This is a genomic window from Helicobacter sp. 12S02232-10, assembly GCF_002272895.1.
GTDB lineage: Bacteria > Campylobacterota > Campylobacteria > Campylobacterales > Helicobacteraceae > Helicobacter_J.
In genome coordinates this window covers 276,523-291,798 of record NZ_MLAQ01000001.1, presented here as the reverse complement: position 1 = coordinate 291,798, position 15,276 = coordinate 276,523, and the positions used below count along the sequence as shown (strand labels likewise).

Below are 15,276 nucleotides of genomic sequence, written 5' to 3'. Positions count from 1 at the left end.
TAGTTTAGAACTGATCTTGGTCTTTTACCAATACAGCTCCAGCAAGATATACATAAGTCAAAATCATAAAGACAAATGCCTGTAAAATTCCCATAAAAAGAAGGATCGTAAAAGGTGCAATAGGAACAATCCAAGGAACAAGCATCAACATAACAAGCAAAAACATATCATCGCCTTTGATATTTCCAAAAAGCCTAAAAGACAAAGAGATGATTCTAGAAAAATGCGAAATGATTTCAATTGGGAACATTAAAGGAGAAAGCCATTTTACAGGACCCATAAAATGGGCAATGTAATGAAATAAGCCTTGAGCTTTGATCCCTTCATAATGGTAGTAAAAAAATACGATTAAGGCTAGTACCAAAGTGAAACTCCAGCTTGATGTGGGGGCTTCAAATCCTGGAATGATACCGATCATATTGCAAAAAAATACAAGTATTGCAATGGTTCCTGCCAAGGGAAAATATTTTCTAGCAAGTTTTTCGCCAATCACATCTTTTGCTAAAAAGAGCATTCCTTCAATCATTGTTTCATAAAAATTTTGAATTCCTGATGGGATAACTTGCATTTTGCTCGTTGCGATTTTTCCCATAATGATGGCTAAAAGTGCGCATAAGATGGTATAAAAACCGATGATAAAATCGTGATCAGGATTGATCAAGCTTGCAAATGTAAAGAGTCGGTGTTCCATAGTGATACCCTTTTGTGTATTTGTTGAAAATTGTAGCCGATTTTTTTTTAAGTATAAATAAATTCGGAATTAAGTTTTATGATAGCACTTTAAATCTGAGATAACCAAATTTGATTAATTTTTAATTTTTTGTATCACGATAGTGTCGCACACAATATCGTGGAGGCATTTTTTATCTTTACGAAAAAACGGCGTGAAAAGTCCGATTAAAAAAGTTACTCCAATTAGCCAGATAAAAAAACGAATCAAAGCTCTTAAAAAGCCTATCTTAGTGCCTTTTGTCCGAACTGCCATAAGATTCATATAACGCAAGCCTGGTGTTTGGGAAGAGATAGAAATAAAAAGCGCAGAAATAATACCATAAAGAGAAACGCAAATAAAAATACTGCTTTGGTTATGGCGAAATTCAGTTGCCCCTCCCAAAATGAGATAAGTCACAATATAAAGAATAGGGGTATAAATCATAAAAAGATCTGTAATGAAAGCTTTGATGCGTGCAAAAGCATAAATTTCTTTAAGAGTTTGGAAAAAAAAAGATTTTTTAGGAATCGTATGAAGAGGATGTTGTTTTTGGCTTTTGATTTTTCGCCATTTTGTAGGTTTGTTTTTCAAATAAACCTCTAGTTTCCTCTGCTTCCAGGTTTAATGGCTTTATCTTTGCCTGTTTTACACAATGGGCAATCTTTCGGATCATACATATTGAAAATAAAATCCTCCAAAGCAAATAAAGGGACATCATCAGGAAGTCGGCATTCGGGTTTTTTGTCCAAATTTGAACCTATTCTTTGACAAAAGCCTCTATTTGCCAAACCTGCATAGGCAATCACTTTTCCACCTTGAAATTCAACACATCTTGCTGCTTCTAATGCCGATCCTCCAGTCGTGATGATATCTTCACAAATGAGGATTTTTTCATTCTTTTTTATTTCAAAACCTCTACGCAAACACATTTGTCCTTCAACGCGCTCGGTAAAAATAAATCTTGTTCCCAATGCTCTAGCAAGCTCGTAACCAGCTAGAATTCCTCCAAGTGCTGGAGAACAAACGCAATCAGGGAGTAGTCCTGCTTCTTTTATTTGTTTTGCAAGAGCTTGTCCGAGAATTTCTCCTATCTTGGGATTTTCAAGCACTTTGGCGGATTGAAGGTAATGGTCTGAATGATTCCCGCTACTGAGAAGAAAATGCCCGTTGAGCAATGCTTGTGCGTCTGTATAGTATTTTTTAATGTCTAATGCCATCATTTTCCTTTAGAGTCTGCTTTGGAATTTGGATAAATTTAAACCTTCATCACTTCTTCTTCTTTGCTTTTTGTCATTTCATCAATCTTTTTGACATACTCATCAGTATATTTTTGAATTTCATCAAGTCCTTTTTTAGTTTCATCTTCAGTGATCGTCTTATCTTTTTCGAGTTTTTTGATTTGATTGTTTGAATCCTGTCTAATGTTGCGAATACCAACTTTTGCCTTTTCGCCCATTCCTTTGGCTTCTTTGGCAATTTCTTTTCTTTGGTCTTGAGTCATTGGTGGAAAAAATAACTTTATGGATTCGCCCTCAGAATTTGGATTGACCCCAATATTGGCTTCTTGAATCGCTCTTTCAATATCTTTTAATAGATTTTTTTCCCAAGGAGTGATGACGATAGTGGTTGCATCTTGAGCGATTACAGAACCCACTTGATTGAGTGGAGTAGGGGTATCATAATAATTGACTTTGATGTTATCTAAGATGGTTATAGAGACCTTGCCACTTCTAAGCGTGGTGAAATCTCTACGAAGAGATTGAAGGGTTTTATCCATATGCTCTCTTGTTTCATTGTAAATATCTTTTAACATCATTACTCCTTTATTTTGTTTGGTTATTTTCGGGAATAAGCGGGGCTAGAGGAGCAATGGGTTTGACAGGCTCAAGAGTATTCTGCACAGGAGCAGGTTGGACTAAGGGTTTTTGTGGCGTATCATCTAAGATACTTTTGTTGCGATCCTTATTATAGACATAACCCAAAGAGATTGTATTGATTAGGAACAAAAGCCCTAAAAACATTGTCAGTTTAGCCATAAAACCCGCTGGTCCTTTGGCTCCAAAAACAGAGTCGTTACTCCCGCTATAGACTCCAAGCCCAATACTAGAGCTTTTCTGTAGTAAAACAACAATTACGATTAAAATTGCCAAAATAATTTGCGTCACAAGAAGCGTGCCAGTCATTAATTTCTCCAAAAATTCAAATATTTAACCTCAAATTTTACCAAAATTTTATTGAGTAAAATATAAAATTCGCAGATGTATAAAAATATTCGAAATTCATTTTCTAAATCGGCACGCACTTATCAGGAAAATGCTTTGATTCAAACTCTAGTTGCTGCAAAACTTTTGAATGTGCTTGGTTTGAAAAATATTGATTCTTTGATTGATATAGGTTGTGGTAGTGGGAATCTTGCGCTCCAAATTCAAAAATCAGGCATTTTGGTGAATCATTTTATTGGCGTGGATATGGCAGAGGAAATGTTAGCCCATCATCCCAAAAAAATCGAATGCATTCAAAATATCTCGCTTTTCTGCGAAGATTTTGAAAAATTTTCTTTCCAAAAATATGAGGTAGGTATTGCGGCTTCATCTTTGCAGTGGGCAAAAGATTTGGAAACTATGCTGGCTCGCATTGCAAAATCTTGCTCCAAAGTTGCATTTGGGATTTATACAAATAAAAGTTTAGATTCATTGCATTCTTTTTTGGGTACTTGCTCTCCTCTTAAGAGCAAGGAAAGCTTAAAGGCGATTTTAGAAAAATATTTCAAAGGGGAGATATGGGTGGAGCATTTGGAACAAAAATTTCAATCTCGTTCAGATTTTTTAAAACATTTGAAAGGTTTGGGACTTTTAGGAGGTGGGGCATTGAATTATACGGAAGCAAAACGCTTTAAAGAAAGCGTCCCGTATGAAAAAGCCGAATATGAAATTTTGATGTTAGTAGGTGTTTCAAAATAAATAGAGGGCTTTAATGATTTATTTAGTCGTTTTTTGTCCGTCTATGATTTCATCTACAGCTTCTGAAAGTGCTTTTGCTGCAGCCTTGTCTAATGCATTACTTTTAGCTAGATTTTCTTGTAAAAGTTTGGTATCCAGATGATCGACTGTTACTAAAACCCATAGTGTGCCATCTTTGCTTATCCAAGTTTTGACTCTTTTTGAACCTGAGAGTGTTGTATTGACGCTATTGCGAATCGCTTGCACGGTTTCTTGCGATAGACTGTCTTCTGTGCTTGTAGCAAGCTCTTTATATTTGCTCTCTATTTGTACAGCTATTTGACTTGCAATTTCAGCTCGGGCAGTATTGGTAGCTTGTGTTGTTGCAAAGCCGACGTTATTGTTTTTTATTTTCGCACTTCCTGTGGCACTAAGCAAGCCTTGATTATTGTTTAAAACCCAATCGGGGGCGTTGTCTAGACCATAAGCCTCTACGTTTCCGACTTGTTTATTTTTTGAAGCACAACCAGCCAAAATCCCTATGGCGATAAGAATGCCAATCAGATAAGTTTTTGTCATCATTGTTTCTAGTCCCTTGTATGTTTTAATTTTTTTTTAATTGTATTGAAGTCTTGATTAAAATAACCTAAAGCTTAATAAATAATAATTTAATTCTGTTGAAAGCTCACTATCTCTATAATACAAAATTAAAATACATTTAGATTTGCAAAAGGTCATAGAGTGAGTAAAAAAAGAGTGTTTTCAGGTATCCAGCCAACAGGGCAAATTCATTTGGGAAATTATTTGGGCGCAGTTAAAAATTGGGTTGATTCTCAAGATGATTATGAAAATATATTTTGTGTTGTCAATTCTCACGCCATCACGACAACGCAAAATCCTCAAGAACTTAGAGAAAAAACTTTTGAGCTTGCAGGGATGCTTTTGGCTTGCGGGATAGATGTTAAAAAATCAAACCTTTTTATTCAGAGTGAAATCGATGAGCATCCTGCTTTGTCTTGGATACTTGATTGTAATATTTCAATGGGTGAAATGAATCGAATGACTCAATTCAAAGACAAATCTTTAAAAAATTCCAAAAATGTAAATGTGGGACTTTTTAATTACCCTGCTTTGATGGCAGCAGACATTTTGCTTTATCAGACTGATGGGGTACCCGTGGGGGAAGATCAAAAGCAACATTTGGAGCTTGCAAGGAATGTTGCGATTAAATTTAATCGTGATTTTGGAGAATGTTTTAAAATCCCTGAACCTATGATTCCAAAAGTCGGGGCGAGGGTGATGGGACTTGATGATCCTGATACCAAAATGAGTAAATCAGCCAAAGGAGCCAACCACGCTATTTTTTTATTGGATACTCCTGAAGAAATTTTAAGAAAAATTAAAAAGGCTGCTACCGATTCTCAAACCGCTATTGTTTTTGATGAAAATCGTGCGGGTTTGTATAATTTATTGAGTATTTATCAAATTTTTACCCATCAAAGCAAGGATGAAATAGAAAAAGATTTTGAAGGCAAAGGGTATGGAGAATTTAAAATCGCACTTGCAGATGTTGTGATTGAAGCCCTCAGACCAATTCGGCAAGAATATGTGAGATTAAATGCCGAAAAAGGCTACATTGCCAAAATACTCGCTGAAGGAGCCGATAAAGTTCGACCTATAGCAAGGGAAACTTATCAAAAAGCTAAAGAACTTATCGGCTTGATTTGAGATTTACTTGGTTTTTTTGATCGAAATTTTCCATTCTGCATTGCCTATTTGAGTGAAATCTCCAACATCATATCCTTCTTCTGCAGCCCATTCAGGAATACTCTGCGTTGCTTGCGTACAGTCGAAATAAATAATCAGTTCTTCATTTATTCCCACTTCTTGCATTGCTTTTTTTGCTTCTACTAGAGGAAAGGGGCATACTAGTCCATTTGTGCGTAATACTTTTGTCATTATTTTTCCTTTGTTAATTGAATTTATTTAATTAAGGCGTTTTGATTGGGACGAATGATCGTTAGATAGGTTGCCGCCCAAGCCCCGATGAGAAAAAATATAACAGCCACCCAGCCTTGATAAGAAAAGATAGCCGTATTGACAAGTCCGTTTCCAATTGTGCAACCTCCTGCCAAAGAGGCTCCAAATCCCATTAAAAGACCTCCAAAAAGGTTTAGACCAAGAGTTTTTTTGTCTGGCAGTCTGAATTTGAATTCGTTCGCTCCTTTTGCGCCAATAAAACTTCCGATAAAGATTCCCAAAACTAGGAATACGCCCCAATCGATATAATCAATTTTTCCTGTTACTAAAAAACCTATTAAATTTGCTGAAGGGGTTGTGATACCTAGTCCAAACTCTCTTCCGCTCTGATAGCTTAAAGGCCACGCCAAAATGGCGATTAGACCGACTAAAATGGCAGTCACAAAAGGATGCCACGGCTTTTCGAAAAGCCAATGAGAAAGCCCTGATTTTTTTGGTTTTAGCGTAGCAATTTTTCGTTTTGGCTTTTTGAGTTCTTTATAGGTAAAAAATCCGACTATTAAAAGCAGAATTCCAACAAGTATCCAAGGTGAAATATCAAAGGTTTGATATAAAGTTGCATCTTGAAAATGATAGGATTTAATATTGTTATTAAGAGGTTGTAAAATCCCAAATTTTGTCATTGCAGCTCCAAACATATACCCAAAAAGAGCGATATAACTCCCGATAAGTCCTTCTCCTGCACGATACCACGTCCCTGTAGCACATCCTCCGGCAAGTACCATTCCAAAGCCAAAAATAATGCCACCAATGATTGTTCCAAGCCAGAAAAAAGGCTTATAATTGAGATGTATAATATTAGCGTCTTGAAGCATAAAAATTCCTATGCTTTGGATCGTGATAGCAATAAAAATCGCCAAAAAGACAGTAGTTTTTTTATTCAGTATCAAATCCCGATACGCACCAACCATACAAAAACGTCCTCTTTGAAGGACAAAACCAAGCAGAATGCCACAAATTAAACCTGTTAAAATCATTTTATTCCTTTGATGATGTAAATTTTTATCGGTTTTAATCTAAACTATGCACTTTAGTTTATGTCAGATATGCATTAAAACTAAAAAAAATTATATAGCGATAAAGTAAATAACACAATATGTATTATCAATTTTTTATCACTCGTTGATTTTATTTTGTTAAAATATTTTATAAAATTTTTTGAGATAAGAATGCGAATTTTTAAAACCATTGTGATTTTTTTATTGACGGGCATTTTTGCTTTTGGAAGCTCTTATATTTCTTTAGGTGAAAAAGCCAAGTATCCTCATTTGAAGCATTTTGATTATGTCAATCCACTTGCCCCTAAAGGCGGGAGTATCAAAAATTATTCTCTAGGAACATTTGATAGTCTCAATCCTTTTATTATCAAAGGCACACCTGCAGATGGCTTGGAATTGGTCTATGATACGCTTTTAGTGCAAAGTCTTGATGAGCCTTATGCTGAATATGCCCTAATTGCTGATGATATTGAGGTAGCTAAAGATAATTCTTTTGTTATTTTCCATATTGATAAACGCGCAAAGTTTAGCGATGGTAAAAGCGTTGAAGCCTCAGACGTGAAATTTAGTTTTGATATTTTAATGCAACAGGGTTCGCCTGTTTTTAAACAATATTATGCTGATATAAAAGAAGCTGTAGTTTTGGATAAAAATCGCATAAAATTTATCTTTAGAACCAATAAAAATCGCGAACTTCCTTTGATTTTGGGACAGCTTCAGATTTTACCCAAGCATTATTATGAAAAAAATCCTTTTGGGAAAAATCCGTTGCTTCTACCTGTGGGTAGTGGTCCTTACAAAGTCAAGTCCTTTGATGTTGGTAAAAAAATCGTTTATGAACGGGATAAAAACTATTGGGCAAAAGATTTGCCTTCGCGCGTGGGGCAATTTAATTTTGATACGTCTGTTTATGAATATTATAAAGATGATACAGTGGCTTTGCGAGCATTTTTAAGCGGTGCATATGATTGGCGTATTGAGACAAGTGCGAAAGTTTGGGCAAGGGGTTATACAGGAAAAGCCCTAAGCTCTGGAGAGATAAAAAAAATTTCCCTCAGGCATTATTTACCTAGTGGAATGCAAGGTTTTTTCTTTAATACGCGTAGAAATATTTTTAAAGATATTCGGGTCAGGGAAGCCTTATTTTATGCGTTTGATTTTGAATGGAGTAATAAGAATCTTTTTTTCTCCCAATACAAAAGAACAAGTAGTTATTTTAATAATTCTGTTTTTGCTTCTTTTGGTGTTCCAAAAGGGCGTGAGCTTGATATTTTGAAACAATATCAAAAAGAGCTAAAGACTTCTGCTCCAAAGATTTTTAGCACACCTTATGTAATCCCTAGTACAGATGGAGATAAGGTTGTAGGGGAAAACAGACGGGAAAATCTTAAATATGCCCAAAAACTTCTTGAAGAAGCTGGTTGGAAAGTCAAAAATAATCGTCTTATCAATGTAAAAACAGGCAAACCTTTTGTCTTTACCTTACTTTTAGATAATCTTGCTTTTGAGCGCTTAGCATTAGCTTATGCACAGAATTTGAAAGTTTTGGGCATTGAAATGAAAATCCAACGTGTGGATTTGAGTCAATACATCAATCGCTTGCGCGACTTTGATTATGATATGATTGTAGCTGTTATTGGTCAATCACTTTTTCCTGGCAATGAGCAGAGGTATTTTTGGGGAAGCCAAAGCGCAAAGACTTTTGGCAGTAAGAATTATGCAGGGGTTTCTGATCCTGTGGTAGATGATTTGATAAAGCTTTTGATTAAAGCCAAAGACAGATCAGAACAAATTGAACTTACTCGGGCTTTGGATAGGGTGTTATTGTGGGGATTTTATGTGATCCCACATTTTTATTTGCCTGATTTTCGGATTGCATATTGGAATAAGATTCAAATGCCTTCTGTTAGTCCAAAATATGGATTTTCTCAGTATTTATGGTGGGATAAAAATCTTCAAAATCAGCCAAAGGAGCCTTAAGACGTGTTGCATTATATTTTGAAACGGCTTTTGCTCATCATTCCTACGCTATTTGGAATCATTACAATTAATTTTTTTATCATTCAAATGGCACCTGGAGGTCCGGTTGAGCAAATGATGGCAAAGATTGAAAAAGTTGGTTCTAGTGCTGAAGTGCGTAGTGGGAGCGTCGGGAATAGTGTTTATAAAGGCGCACAAGGAATGGATGAAGATTTACTTGTTTCTTTGCGCAAACTTTATGGTTTTGATAAACCCGTTTGGGAACGTTATATTTTAATGATAAAAAATTATTTGAGTTTTGATTTTGGGCAGAGTTTTTATCGTCAAATTAGCGTTATTGATTTGATTGGGGAAAAGCTTCCTGTTTCGATTTCTTTGGGAGTTTTTAGCACGATTTTAATTTATTTGATTTCTATTCCGCTTGGAATTTTTAAGGCTCGTCATAATGGCACTAAATTTGATATCGTTTCAAGTGTCGTCATCGTGGTGGGGAATGCGATACCAGCATTTTTGTTTGCTATATTGTTGATTGTGCTGTTTGCGGGCGGGAGTTATTGGGATATCTTTCCTTTACGGGGTTTGGTGAGCGATAATTTTTCAGATTTAAACTTTTGGGGAAAAATAAAAGATTATCTTTGGCATATCACTTTGCCCGTTCTTTGTCTATCAATTGGGGGATTTGCAACTTTAACCCTACTAGTGAAAAACTCATTTTTAGATGAAATGACAAAGCTTTATGTCAGTACAGCTAGAGCAAAAGGGGCAAGTGAGGGAAGGATTTTATATAGACATATTTTTAGAAATGCGATGTTGCTTGTTATCTCAAGCTTTCCAAGCGCATTTTTAGGGATGTTTTTTAGTGGAAGTTTATTGATTGAGATGATTTTCAGCTTGGATGGATTGGGGTTACTTGGATATGAAAGCATTGTAAATAGGGATTATCCTGTTGTATTTGGGACTTTGTATATTTTTACGCTTTTGGGATTGCTTGTGAGTCTTATCAGTGATCTTACTTATACGCTTATTGATCCTAGAATTGACTTTGAGAAACGTTAGATTCAAGAAAAAGGGCAATAAAACATTTGATATTTGCAATTTTTATTTGAGTTTTAGTTTTGATAGAATTCTTAAATTCGCTCTTAAGCAATATAATTATAAAATAAAAGCAGTATGCAATTGCATTAAAAATAATCAAAAATTTGATTCAAAGATCTTGTAGGAAACAATGGAAAAGGTAAAAAAATGGTAGAAATTCCCAATAGTCACTTAATTAATGTCGAACGCGTTATCATTTCTTTTATTATTTTTGATTCGGACAAATTTGATGAAGTGGCTGATTTGCTTGAACCTAAAGACTTTTTACACATCCCGCATCGAACGATTTTTGAAGTTTGTTTGGATTTGTTTAGGCAAAATCTTCCTTTAGATGAAGAGTTTATCCGTTCCAAAATTCCAGATAATAAAAAAATCAGCGATGAAGAATTTTTATACATTCTGTCTACTAATCCTATTGCCAATATTGAGGCCTATATTAAAGAACTTAAAGATGCTTCCATCAAAAGAGAGTTGCATTCTTTGGCAAGTTCTTTGAGGGAAAAATCGCTTGAACCTTGGACAAATAGTGAAGAAATTTTAGATGAAATTGAAAGAAAGATTTATAATATTTCTGTCAAAAATACTCAGAGTGGATTTAGAGATAGCCATCAGATTGTCGGCAGTACGATTGAATGGATACAAGAACTTAAAGAAAGAGGAAGTAATTATATCACGGGATTGAATACGGGGTTTGAGAAACTTAATCGATTGACGACAGGGTTTAATAAAGGGGAATTGATTATCATTGGTGCACGACCTTCGATGGGAAAGACGACACTTTTTTTAAATATGGCACAGACCATCTTAAATCACGGCAAAGGTGTAGCAGTTTTTAGCCTTGAAATGCCTGCAGAGCATTTGATGCTTCGAATGCTTTCTTCAATGACTTCTATTCCACTTCAAGATCTTAGAATCGGAAATCTTGATGATAATCAATGGAAAGAGCTTTCTCGTTGTTCAGATATGATGAGTTCAAAAGATTTATTCATTGATGATGGAAGCACTTTAACCATCAATCAGTTGCGTTCCAAGCTTCGCAAGCTTAAGGGCAAAAATCAAAATATTGAAATTGCCATTGTTGATTATTTGCAATTGATGAGTGGCGGGAATAAAAGAGGGGATATGATGCGACACGAAGAGATCAGTGAGATCAGCAGAGGGCTTAAAACTTTGGCTAGAGAGCTTGAGATTCCTATTATTGCTCTTTCACAGTTGAATCGTTCTGTGGACTTTAGAGATGATAAACGTCCTAAGTTATCGGATTTAAGAGAGTCGGGGGCAATTGAGCAGGATGCCGATATTATTTTATTTTTATATCGTGAAGATAAAAATGAGGAAAATGAGATAAAAGCTAAACTTGCCAAGCTCAAAAAAGAGGGCACTGATAAAGCATTAAAAGCTTATGAAGAAGAATTGAAACACCTAAAAGAAGTAGAAAGACGAAATAGAAACAGCGTCGTTCCTGTTGAAATCATTGTTGCTAAAAATAGAAATGGGGAAGCCAATACGGTCAAAATACAATTCAATGGACCCTACACTCGATTTGAAGATATTGCTATGGAAACAGAAACTGCCTATACCCCCACTAAAATCACTGATGAGTCTCCAATCGTTACTGTTCATATTTGATCTGTGAAAAAGTCCAAAACTGCGCCTTACCAAATTTTTTTAATTGAGGGATATAGAGAATGGCTTTGGGTCTTTGGTATTTTATCGGTTGTGTTTGCCTGTAGTTTAGGTTTTAAATACCAACAGTTTTTGCAACTTGATTTCTCAAAGCCTCAAGAGATTTATGCTCAAGTTCTATTGCAGTATTCCAAAAGCAAAGAGAAAACGTTAAAAAATGGTTTGAAAAAAATTGAGACTTATTCTGTATTGAAGCTTGCTGATTCTAATGGAAATATTTTTTATACTACTTCCAAAGAAGACATAAAATCAATCATCAATCGCTATGTTCGGGTATATGGTCAGATGGCAAAATGCAGTTTTATAGAATTTATAAAAAGCTGTTATTTGAGTGCTTATGGCATATCTTTACTGCACAAGAGGGATTATCGCGATAAGATCAGAGATTTTATTGATGCCCAACATCTCAATTTGAATGCTTATGCTTCTTTAGGTAATCTTTATCGAGCTCTTTTTATTGCAGATCCTTTGGATAAAAATTGGAGAGATATTTCCAATAAGCTTGGACTTGCTCATATTATTGCCATTAGCGGTTTTCATCTAGGTATTTTAAGCAGTTTTCTTTATTTTTTGCTGGTACCATTTTATCGATATTTTCAAAAACGTTATTTTCCGTATCGAAACGAGGCTTATGATTTGGGCGCACTGATATTGTGCTTTATGTTTGGGTATTTGTTGCTTTTGGATTTTCAGCCTTCATTTTTTCGTTCTTTTGTGATGGCTATGGCGGCATTTTTGGTTTATTGCAGCGGGATTAGGTTATTAAGTTTTTCTTTATTGCTTTTTGTTTGTCTTTTTTGTATTGCCTTTTCTCCAAGATTACTTATGAATATTGGATTTATTTTATCTGTTGCAGGAGTTTTTTATATTTTTTTATTCGTTAAATATTTTCCAAAAATGCATTTTATTCTTTATGGGATTTTTTTCAATTTGGCAATTTTTTTTAATATTGCTCCGATTGTACATTATTTTTTTCCTTATTTTTCACTTTATCAACTTGCCTCAATTCCTGTAGGGATTGTATTTGTTGTCTTTTTTCCATTGAGCTTGGGGCTACATTTTTTTGGCTTTGGAAATATGTTTGATGATTTTTTGCTTCAAGCATTTTTGATTCATCCCCCTTTTATTGAATACTACGCTCCGACTTGGTTTGTACTTGCTTATGTTGGGATCTCTTTAGGTGCTGTTTATTCAAAGCGTATTTACTTATTTCTAAATGTTTGCAGCATTGGGTTTTTTATTTTTCTGCTTTTAAAATATTTATAGTTTTTGCAGTCAAAAAATTGTAAAATATCACAAAAATTGAAGGAAATGGATGAATACAATTTTCAGATTGGTGGGTAAAGGTATTTTGGTGCTTTTGCCAATTATCCTTCTTCTTTGGTTGCTATCTTTTATCTTTGGTTTTATCAAGTATTTTGTTGAGATTATCTTTAATACTACTGCCAATAGTATGAGTGCTACTATCAGCATTTTGGTTGCAACTTTGTTTTTATTGATTTATGCAGGCTATTTATTTGAAAAAAATAAAGAATTTCTTTTGATCAAGGTTTCTGAATTTATTATCGGTAAAATACCCGGAATTGCTACCATATATGCAGTTTTAAAAGACATTATAAAGATGTTTTCTGGCAAAGGAGGAGAGGGCTATTTAGGTGTGGCTTATGTTGATTTGGCCGGACATAGCGTCATAGGCTTTATTACAAAAGAAGAAGATGATTTTTATTGGATTTTTGTTCCTACCACGCCAAATCCTACCTCAGGCATTTTGCTCAAAGTCAAAAAAGATAAAATACAAAAGGCTGATATGAGTGTTTCAGAAGGCTTAAAAAAAGTAATTTCATTGGGTATTAAGTAAAATTAAGAGGAAAAAGTGTTAAAAAGATTAAAAAATTTTAGCGAGCTTGTAGCATTTGAACATACGGTATTTTCGGGTGCATTCATTTTGATCTCAATGATTGTGGCTTCTGTGGAGTTGAATGGAAGCGTTTGGTTTGGTTTTAAAATACTTTTTTTATGTGCGTTGGCGCTTGTAAGTGCAAGAAATTTTGCTATGGGTTTTAATCGCTATTGTGATAGAAGCATTGATGCTAAAAATGTCAGAACTAATGGGCGTCCAAGTGTGGATGGGAGAATCTCATCAAATTCGGTTTTGCTTTTTTGTGTTTTTAACGCATTGATTTTTATTGCTGTGAGTTATTTTATTAATATTTTGGCATTTTATCTTTCAATCCCGTTTTTGATTGTTTTAGGCGGGTATTCTTATATGAAACGCTTCAGTTATTTGGCGCATTTGGTTTTGGGAATTTCTTTAGGTTTAGCTCCAATAGCTGGAGTTATTGCTGTTTTAGGAGAAGTGCCTTTATGGAGTTTTTTTCTGTCTGTGGGGGTAATTTTTTGGGTTGCAGGCTTTGATTTGCTTTATTCGCTTCAAGATATTGATTTCGACAGAAAAGAGGGGCTTTATTCAATCCCTTCTGTTTTTGGTGAAAAAAAGACCTTGATAATTTCTCGTCTTTTCCACATTCTTGCAGTGATTTTTTGGGGTTTGTTTGTGTATTTTTCTCAAGGGTCAATTTTTGCTTATATAGGACTTGGAGTATCGATGATGATGCTTGTTTATGAGCAATATTTAGTGAGCTTGGATTTTAAAAATATTCCTAAGGCATTTTTTGTTTCCAATGGTTATTTGGGTTTTGTATTTTTTCTTTTTATTTTAATTGATGGAGTGAGTAGAACATATGCAATTTGATTTTGCTGGGATTTGCAGAGAAAATGGGTTTCCCACCCGAATTGTATCTTGTTCTTTTGAATTTGAATATGGCAGACCTTCTCAAGCTGCGTATGAAGAATATTTGAAGCTTGGAGAATGGGGCAGTGATGGTTTTGAGAATTGGTTAGAAAATCTAAAAAGAAAAAATAGAGACGAAAGTGAAAATGAATTGATTTTGAAAGTTTTGACTCAAATATATCATAAACTTAATTTTTTAGAAAGTTTAATCAAACAGCAATGTGAAGAATTCATAAATTTAGACAATAAGGCACTTGCAGGGGCTTTGGGTCACGGAGTGATTTGCTCAGTTGAAAAATCTTTTGAACCTTCAAAAGATTATTATGTAAGGTTTAAACTCCCTATTTTTCCTTATAAACATATGGGTGTTTTTACGCAGGCTTTTGATGAGAGAATTCTCAAGATCACGCAAATGCATCCAAAGGATATTCAAGATTTTGATATGTATATTGCCAATAAAGAGATGGAAAATCTTAGAGCCCAACGCAATAGAAAGGATAAATAATGCTTTTTAGTTCCGATGACTTATTATTGGCAATATCTGCAGCGATATTGTTGGTATTAATATTTTTAATATTATATAGCTATCTTAAGGATAGGGAGTTTCATAAAAAAACACAGCGCTTGGAGAAAGCTATCGAAGCAATGAGTCAAGAGATTTATAAGACTAAAAAATGGATTCAAGAGAGCGAACTTCATTCTGAATTTGCAAGTTCTACATTGGGTACAAATATCAAAAATGAAGTTAAAAGCAATTTAAATTCTAGTCTCTCTAGCCTCTATAATCATATTCAAGGGATTCAAGAAACTTTAGATAAAGATAGGGATTATTTTGAAGAAAAAATTATCACTCTTGAAAATAAGCTTAGAGAATTTGGCTACTTTGCTCCAAGCGGCAATGATGTTGATGAAAAACGCATTGTTTCTATGTTCCAAGATGGTTGGAGCATAGATTCTATTGCCAAAGAACTCAGAATTGGTCGTGGTGAGGTTGAGTTTATTTTAAAGCTTGCCGATATCAAATAAAGTTTTGCT

17 protein-coding genes and 1 pseudogene are annotated in these 15,276 nt (G+C 34.6%); 10 read left to right on the top strand and 8 right to left on the bottom strand.

The genetic code is table 11. The annotated features are described in order from the left end of the window. Positions 1–4: 4 nt before the first annotated feature. The 5 genes and pseudogenes from BKH41_RS01480 to secG form a co-directional block, all read right to left on the bottom strand. Positions 5–691: a F0F1 ATP synthase subunit A gene (locus BKH41_RS01480; RefSeq protein WP_095296640.1), complete on the bottom strand. Its 687-nt coding sequence runs from the start codon at positions 689–691 to the stop codon at positions 5–7. Between the two features lie 114 nt (positions 692–805). Further along, complete coding sequence (locus tag BKH41_RS01475; protein ID WP_257875364.1) at positions 806–1,303, bottom strand: RDD family protein; 498 nt, start codon at positions 1,301–1,303, stop codon at positions 806–808. Positions 1,304–1,311: 8 nt separating this feature from the next. Continuing rightward, the gene (gene pyrE / locus BKH41_RS01470) at positions 1,312–1,929 is read right to left on the bottom strand and encodes an orotate phosphoribosyltransferase (RefSeq protein WP_095296639.1); all 618 of its coding nucleotides are present in this window, start codon (positions 1,927–1,929) and stop codon (positions 1,312–1,314) included. Between the two features lie 38 nt (positions 1,930–1,967). Beyond that, the gene (frr, locus tag BKH41_RS01465) at positions 1,968–2,525 is read right to left on the bottom strand and encodes a ribosome recycling factor (protein WP_095296638.1); all 558 of its coding nucleotides are present in this window, start codon (positions 2,523–2,525) and stop codon (positions 1,968–1,970) included. 28 nt (positions 2,526–2,553) lie between these two features. After that, positions 2,554–2,895: pseudogene (gene secG, locus BKH41_RS01460) on the bottom strand (preprotein translocase subunit SecG); the annotation flags it as partial. 75 nt (positions 2,896–2,970) lie between these two features. On the opposite strand from secG, the gene BKH41_RS01455 reads away from it, so the two are divergent. Then, on the top strand, positions 2,971–3,672 hold the full coding sequence (locus BKH41_RS01455; RefSeq protein ID WP_095296636.1) for a methyltransferase domain-containing protein: 702 nt from the start codon (positions 2,971–2,973) through the stop codon (positions 3,670–3,672). An 18-nt stretch (positions 3,673–3,690) separates the two neighbouring features. Here the strand turns inward: BKH41_RS01455 and BKH41_RS01450 are convergent, their stop codons facing one another. Beyond that, positions 3,691–4,233 (bottom strand): LPP20 family lipoprotein, encoded by a 543-nt coding sequence (locus BKH41_RS01450; RefSeq protein ID WP_095296635.1) that lies wholly within the window; start codon positions 4,231–4,233, stop codon positions 3,691–3,693. A 159-nt stretch (positions 4,234–4,392) separates the two neighbouring features. Here BKH41_RS01450 and trpS point away from each other — a divergent pair, with 159 nt between their 5' ends. After that, positions 4,393–5,379 (top strand): tryptophan--tRNA ligase, encoded by a 987-nt coding sequence (trpS, locus tag BKH41_RS01445; RefSeq protein ID WP_095296634.1) that lies wholly within the window; start codon positions 4,393–4,395, stop codon positions 5,377–5,379. A gap of 3 nt (positions 5,380–5,382) precedes the next feature. On the opposite strand, the gene BKH41_RS01440 is transcribed toward trpS, so the two are convergent. Together BKH41_RS01440 and BKH41_RS01435 are read right to left on the bottom strand one after the other, a co-directional pair. Continuing rightward, positions 5,383–5,610, bottom strand: coding sequence for a sulfurtransferase TusA family protein (locus tag BKH41_RS01440; protein ID WP_095296633.1), 228 nt, complete (start codon positions 5,608–5,610; stop codon positions 5,383–5,385). 23 nt (positions 5,611–5,633) lie between these two features. Continuing rightward, on the bottom strand, positions 5,634–6,665 hold the full coding sequence (locus BKH41_RS01435) for a YeeE/YedE family protein (protein ID WP_095296676.1): 1,032 nt from the start codon (positions 6,663–6,665) through the stop codon (positions 5,634–5,636). Positions 6,666–6,860: 195 nt separating this feature from the next. On the opposite strand from BKH41_RS01435, the gene BKH41_RS01430 reads away from it, so the two are divergent. From BKH41_RS01430 to BKH41_RS01395, 8 genes are all read left to right on the top strand, one after another. Beyond that, the gene (locus BKH41_RS01430) at positions 6,861–8,669 is read left to right on the top strand and encodes an extracellular solute-binding protein (RefSeq protein WP_095296632.1); all 1,809 of its coding nucleotides are present in this window, start codon (positions 6,861–6,863) and stop codon (positions 8,667–8,669) included. Positions 8,670–8,672: 3 nt separating this feature from the next. After that, complete coding sequence (gene yejB / locus BKH41_RS01425) at positions 8,673–9,725, top strand: microcin C ABC transporter permease YejB (RefSeq protein WP_095296631.1); 1,053 nt, start codon at positions 8,673–8,675, stop codon at positions 9,723–9,725. Positions 9,726–9,911: 186 nt separating this feature from the next. Beyond that, complete coding sequence (locus BKH41_RS01420) at positions 9,912–11,393, top strand: replicative DNA helicase (protein ID WP_095296630.1); 1,482 nt, start codon at positions 9,912–9,914, stop codon at positions 11,391–11,393. Positions 11,394–11,396: 3 nt separating this feature from the next. Next, positions 11,397–12,716 carry a ComEC/Rec2 family competence protein gene (locus BKH41_RS01415; protein WP_257875363.1) on the top strand — a complete coding sequence of 440 codons (1,320 nt, stop codon included), beginning with the start codon at positions 11,397–11,399 and terminating at the stop codon, positions 12,714–12,716. Positions 12,717–12,765: 49 nt separating this feature from the next. Continuing rightward, positions 12,766–13,308, top strand: coding sequence for a DUF502 domain-containing protein (locus BKH41_RS01410; protein WP_095296629.1), 543 nt, complete (start codon positions 12,766–12,768; stop codon positions 13,306–13,308). Between the two features lie 15 nt (positions 13,309–13,323). Continuing rightward, the gene (mqnP, locus tag BKH41_RS01405) at positions 13,324–14,202 is read left to right on the top strand and encodes a menaquinone biosynthesis prenyltransferase MqnP (protein WP_095296628.1); all 879 of its coding nucleotides are present in this window, start codon (positions 13,324–13,326) and stop codon (positions 14,200–14,202) included. Then, a complete protein-coding gene (locus BKH41_RS01400; protein ID WP_095296627.1) occupies positions 14,192–14,746 on the top strand; it encodes a hypothetical protein in 555 nt (184 codons plus the stop codon). The genes mqnP and BKH41_RS01400 overlap by 11 nt, the downstream gene beginning before the upstream one ends. After that, positions 14,746–15,267: a helix-turn-helix domain-containing protein gene (locus BKH41_RS01395; RefSeq protein WP_095296626.1), complete on the top strand. Its 522-nt coding sequence runs from the start codon at positions 14,746–14,748 to the stop codon at positions 15,265–15,267. The genes BKH41_RS01400 and BKH41_RS01395 overlap by 1 nt, the downstream gene beginning before the upstream one ends. Positions 15,268–15,276: the final 9 nt, after the last annotated feature.

What these genes read in the sequence shown, in the direction of transcription:
- BKH41_RS01410 (WP_095296629.1), top strand. Translation starts at nt 12,766, where the DNA reads ATGAATACAATTTTCAGATTGGTGGGTAAAGGTATTTTGGTGCTTTTG.
- BKH41_RS01450 (WP_095296635.1), bottom strand. Translation starts at nt 4,233, where the DNA reads ATGATGACAAAAACTTATCTGATTGGCATTCTTATCGCCATAGGGATT.
- BKH41_RS01440 (WP_095296633.1), bottom strand. Translation starts at nt 5,610, where the DNA reads ATGACAAAAGTATTACGCACAAATGGACTAGTATGCCCCTTTCCTCTA.
- BKH41_RS01455 (WP_095296636.1), top strand. Translation starts at nt 2,971, where the DNA reads ATGTATAAAAATATTCGAAATTCATTTTCTAAATCGGCACGCACTTAT.
- BKH41_RS01420 (WP_095296630.1), top strand. Translation starts at nt 9,912, where the DNA reads ATGGTAGAAATTCCCAATAGTCACTTAATTAATGTCGAACGCGTTATC.
- pyrE (WP_095296639.1), bottom strand. Translation starts at nt 1,929, where the DNA reads ATGGCATTAGACATTAAAAAATACTATACAGACGCACAAGCATTGCTC.
- BKH41_RS01430 (WP_095296632.1), top strand. Translation starts at nt 6,861, where the DNA reads ATGCGAATTTTTAAAACCATTGTGATTTTTTTATTGACGGGCATTTTT.
- BKH41_RS01395 (WP_095296626.1), top strand. Translation starts at nt 14,746, where the DNA reads ATGCTTTTTAGTTCCGATGACTTATTATTGGCAATATCTGCAGCGATA.
- BKH41_RS01400 (WP_095296627.1), top strand. Translation starts at nt 14,192, where the DNA reads ATGCAATTTGATTTTGCTGGGATTTGCAGAGAAAATGGGTTTCCCACC.
- frr (WP_095296638.1), bottom strand. Translation starts at nt 2,525, where the DNA reads ATGTTAAAAGATATTTACAATGAAACAAGAGAGCATATGGATAAAACC.
- BKH41_RS01480 (WP_095296640.1), bottom strand. Translation starts at nt 691, where the DNA reads ATGGAACACCGACTCTTTACATTTGCAAGCTTGATCAATCCTGATCAC.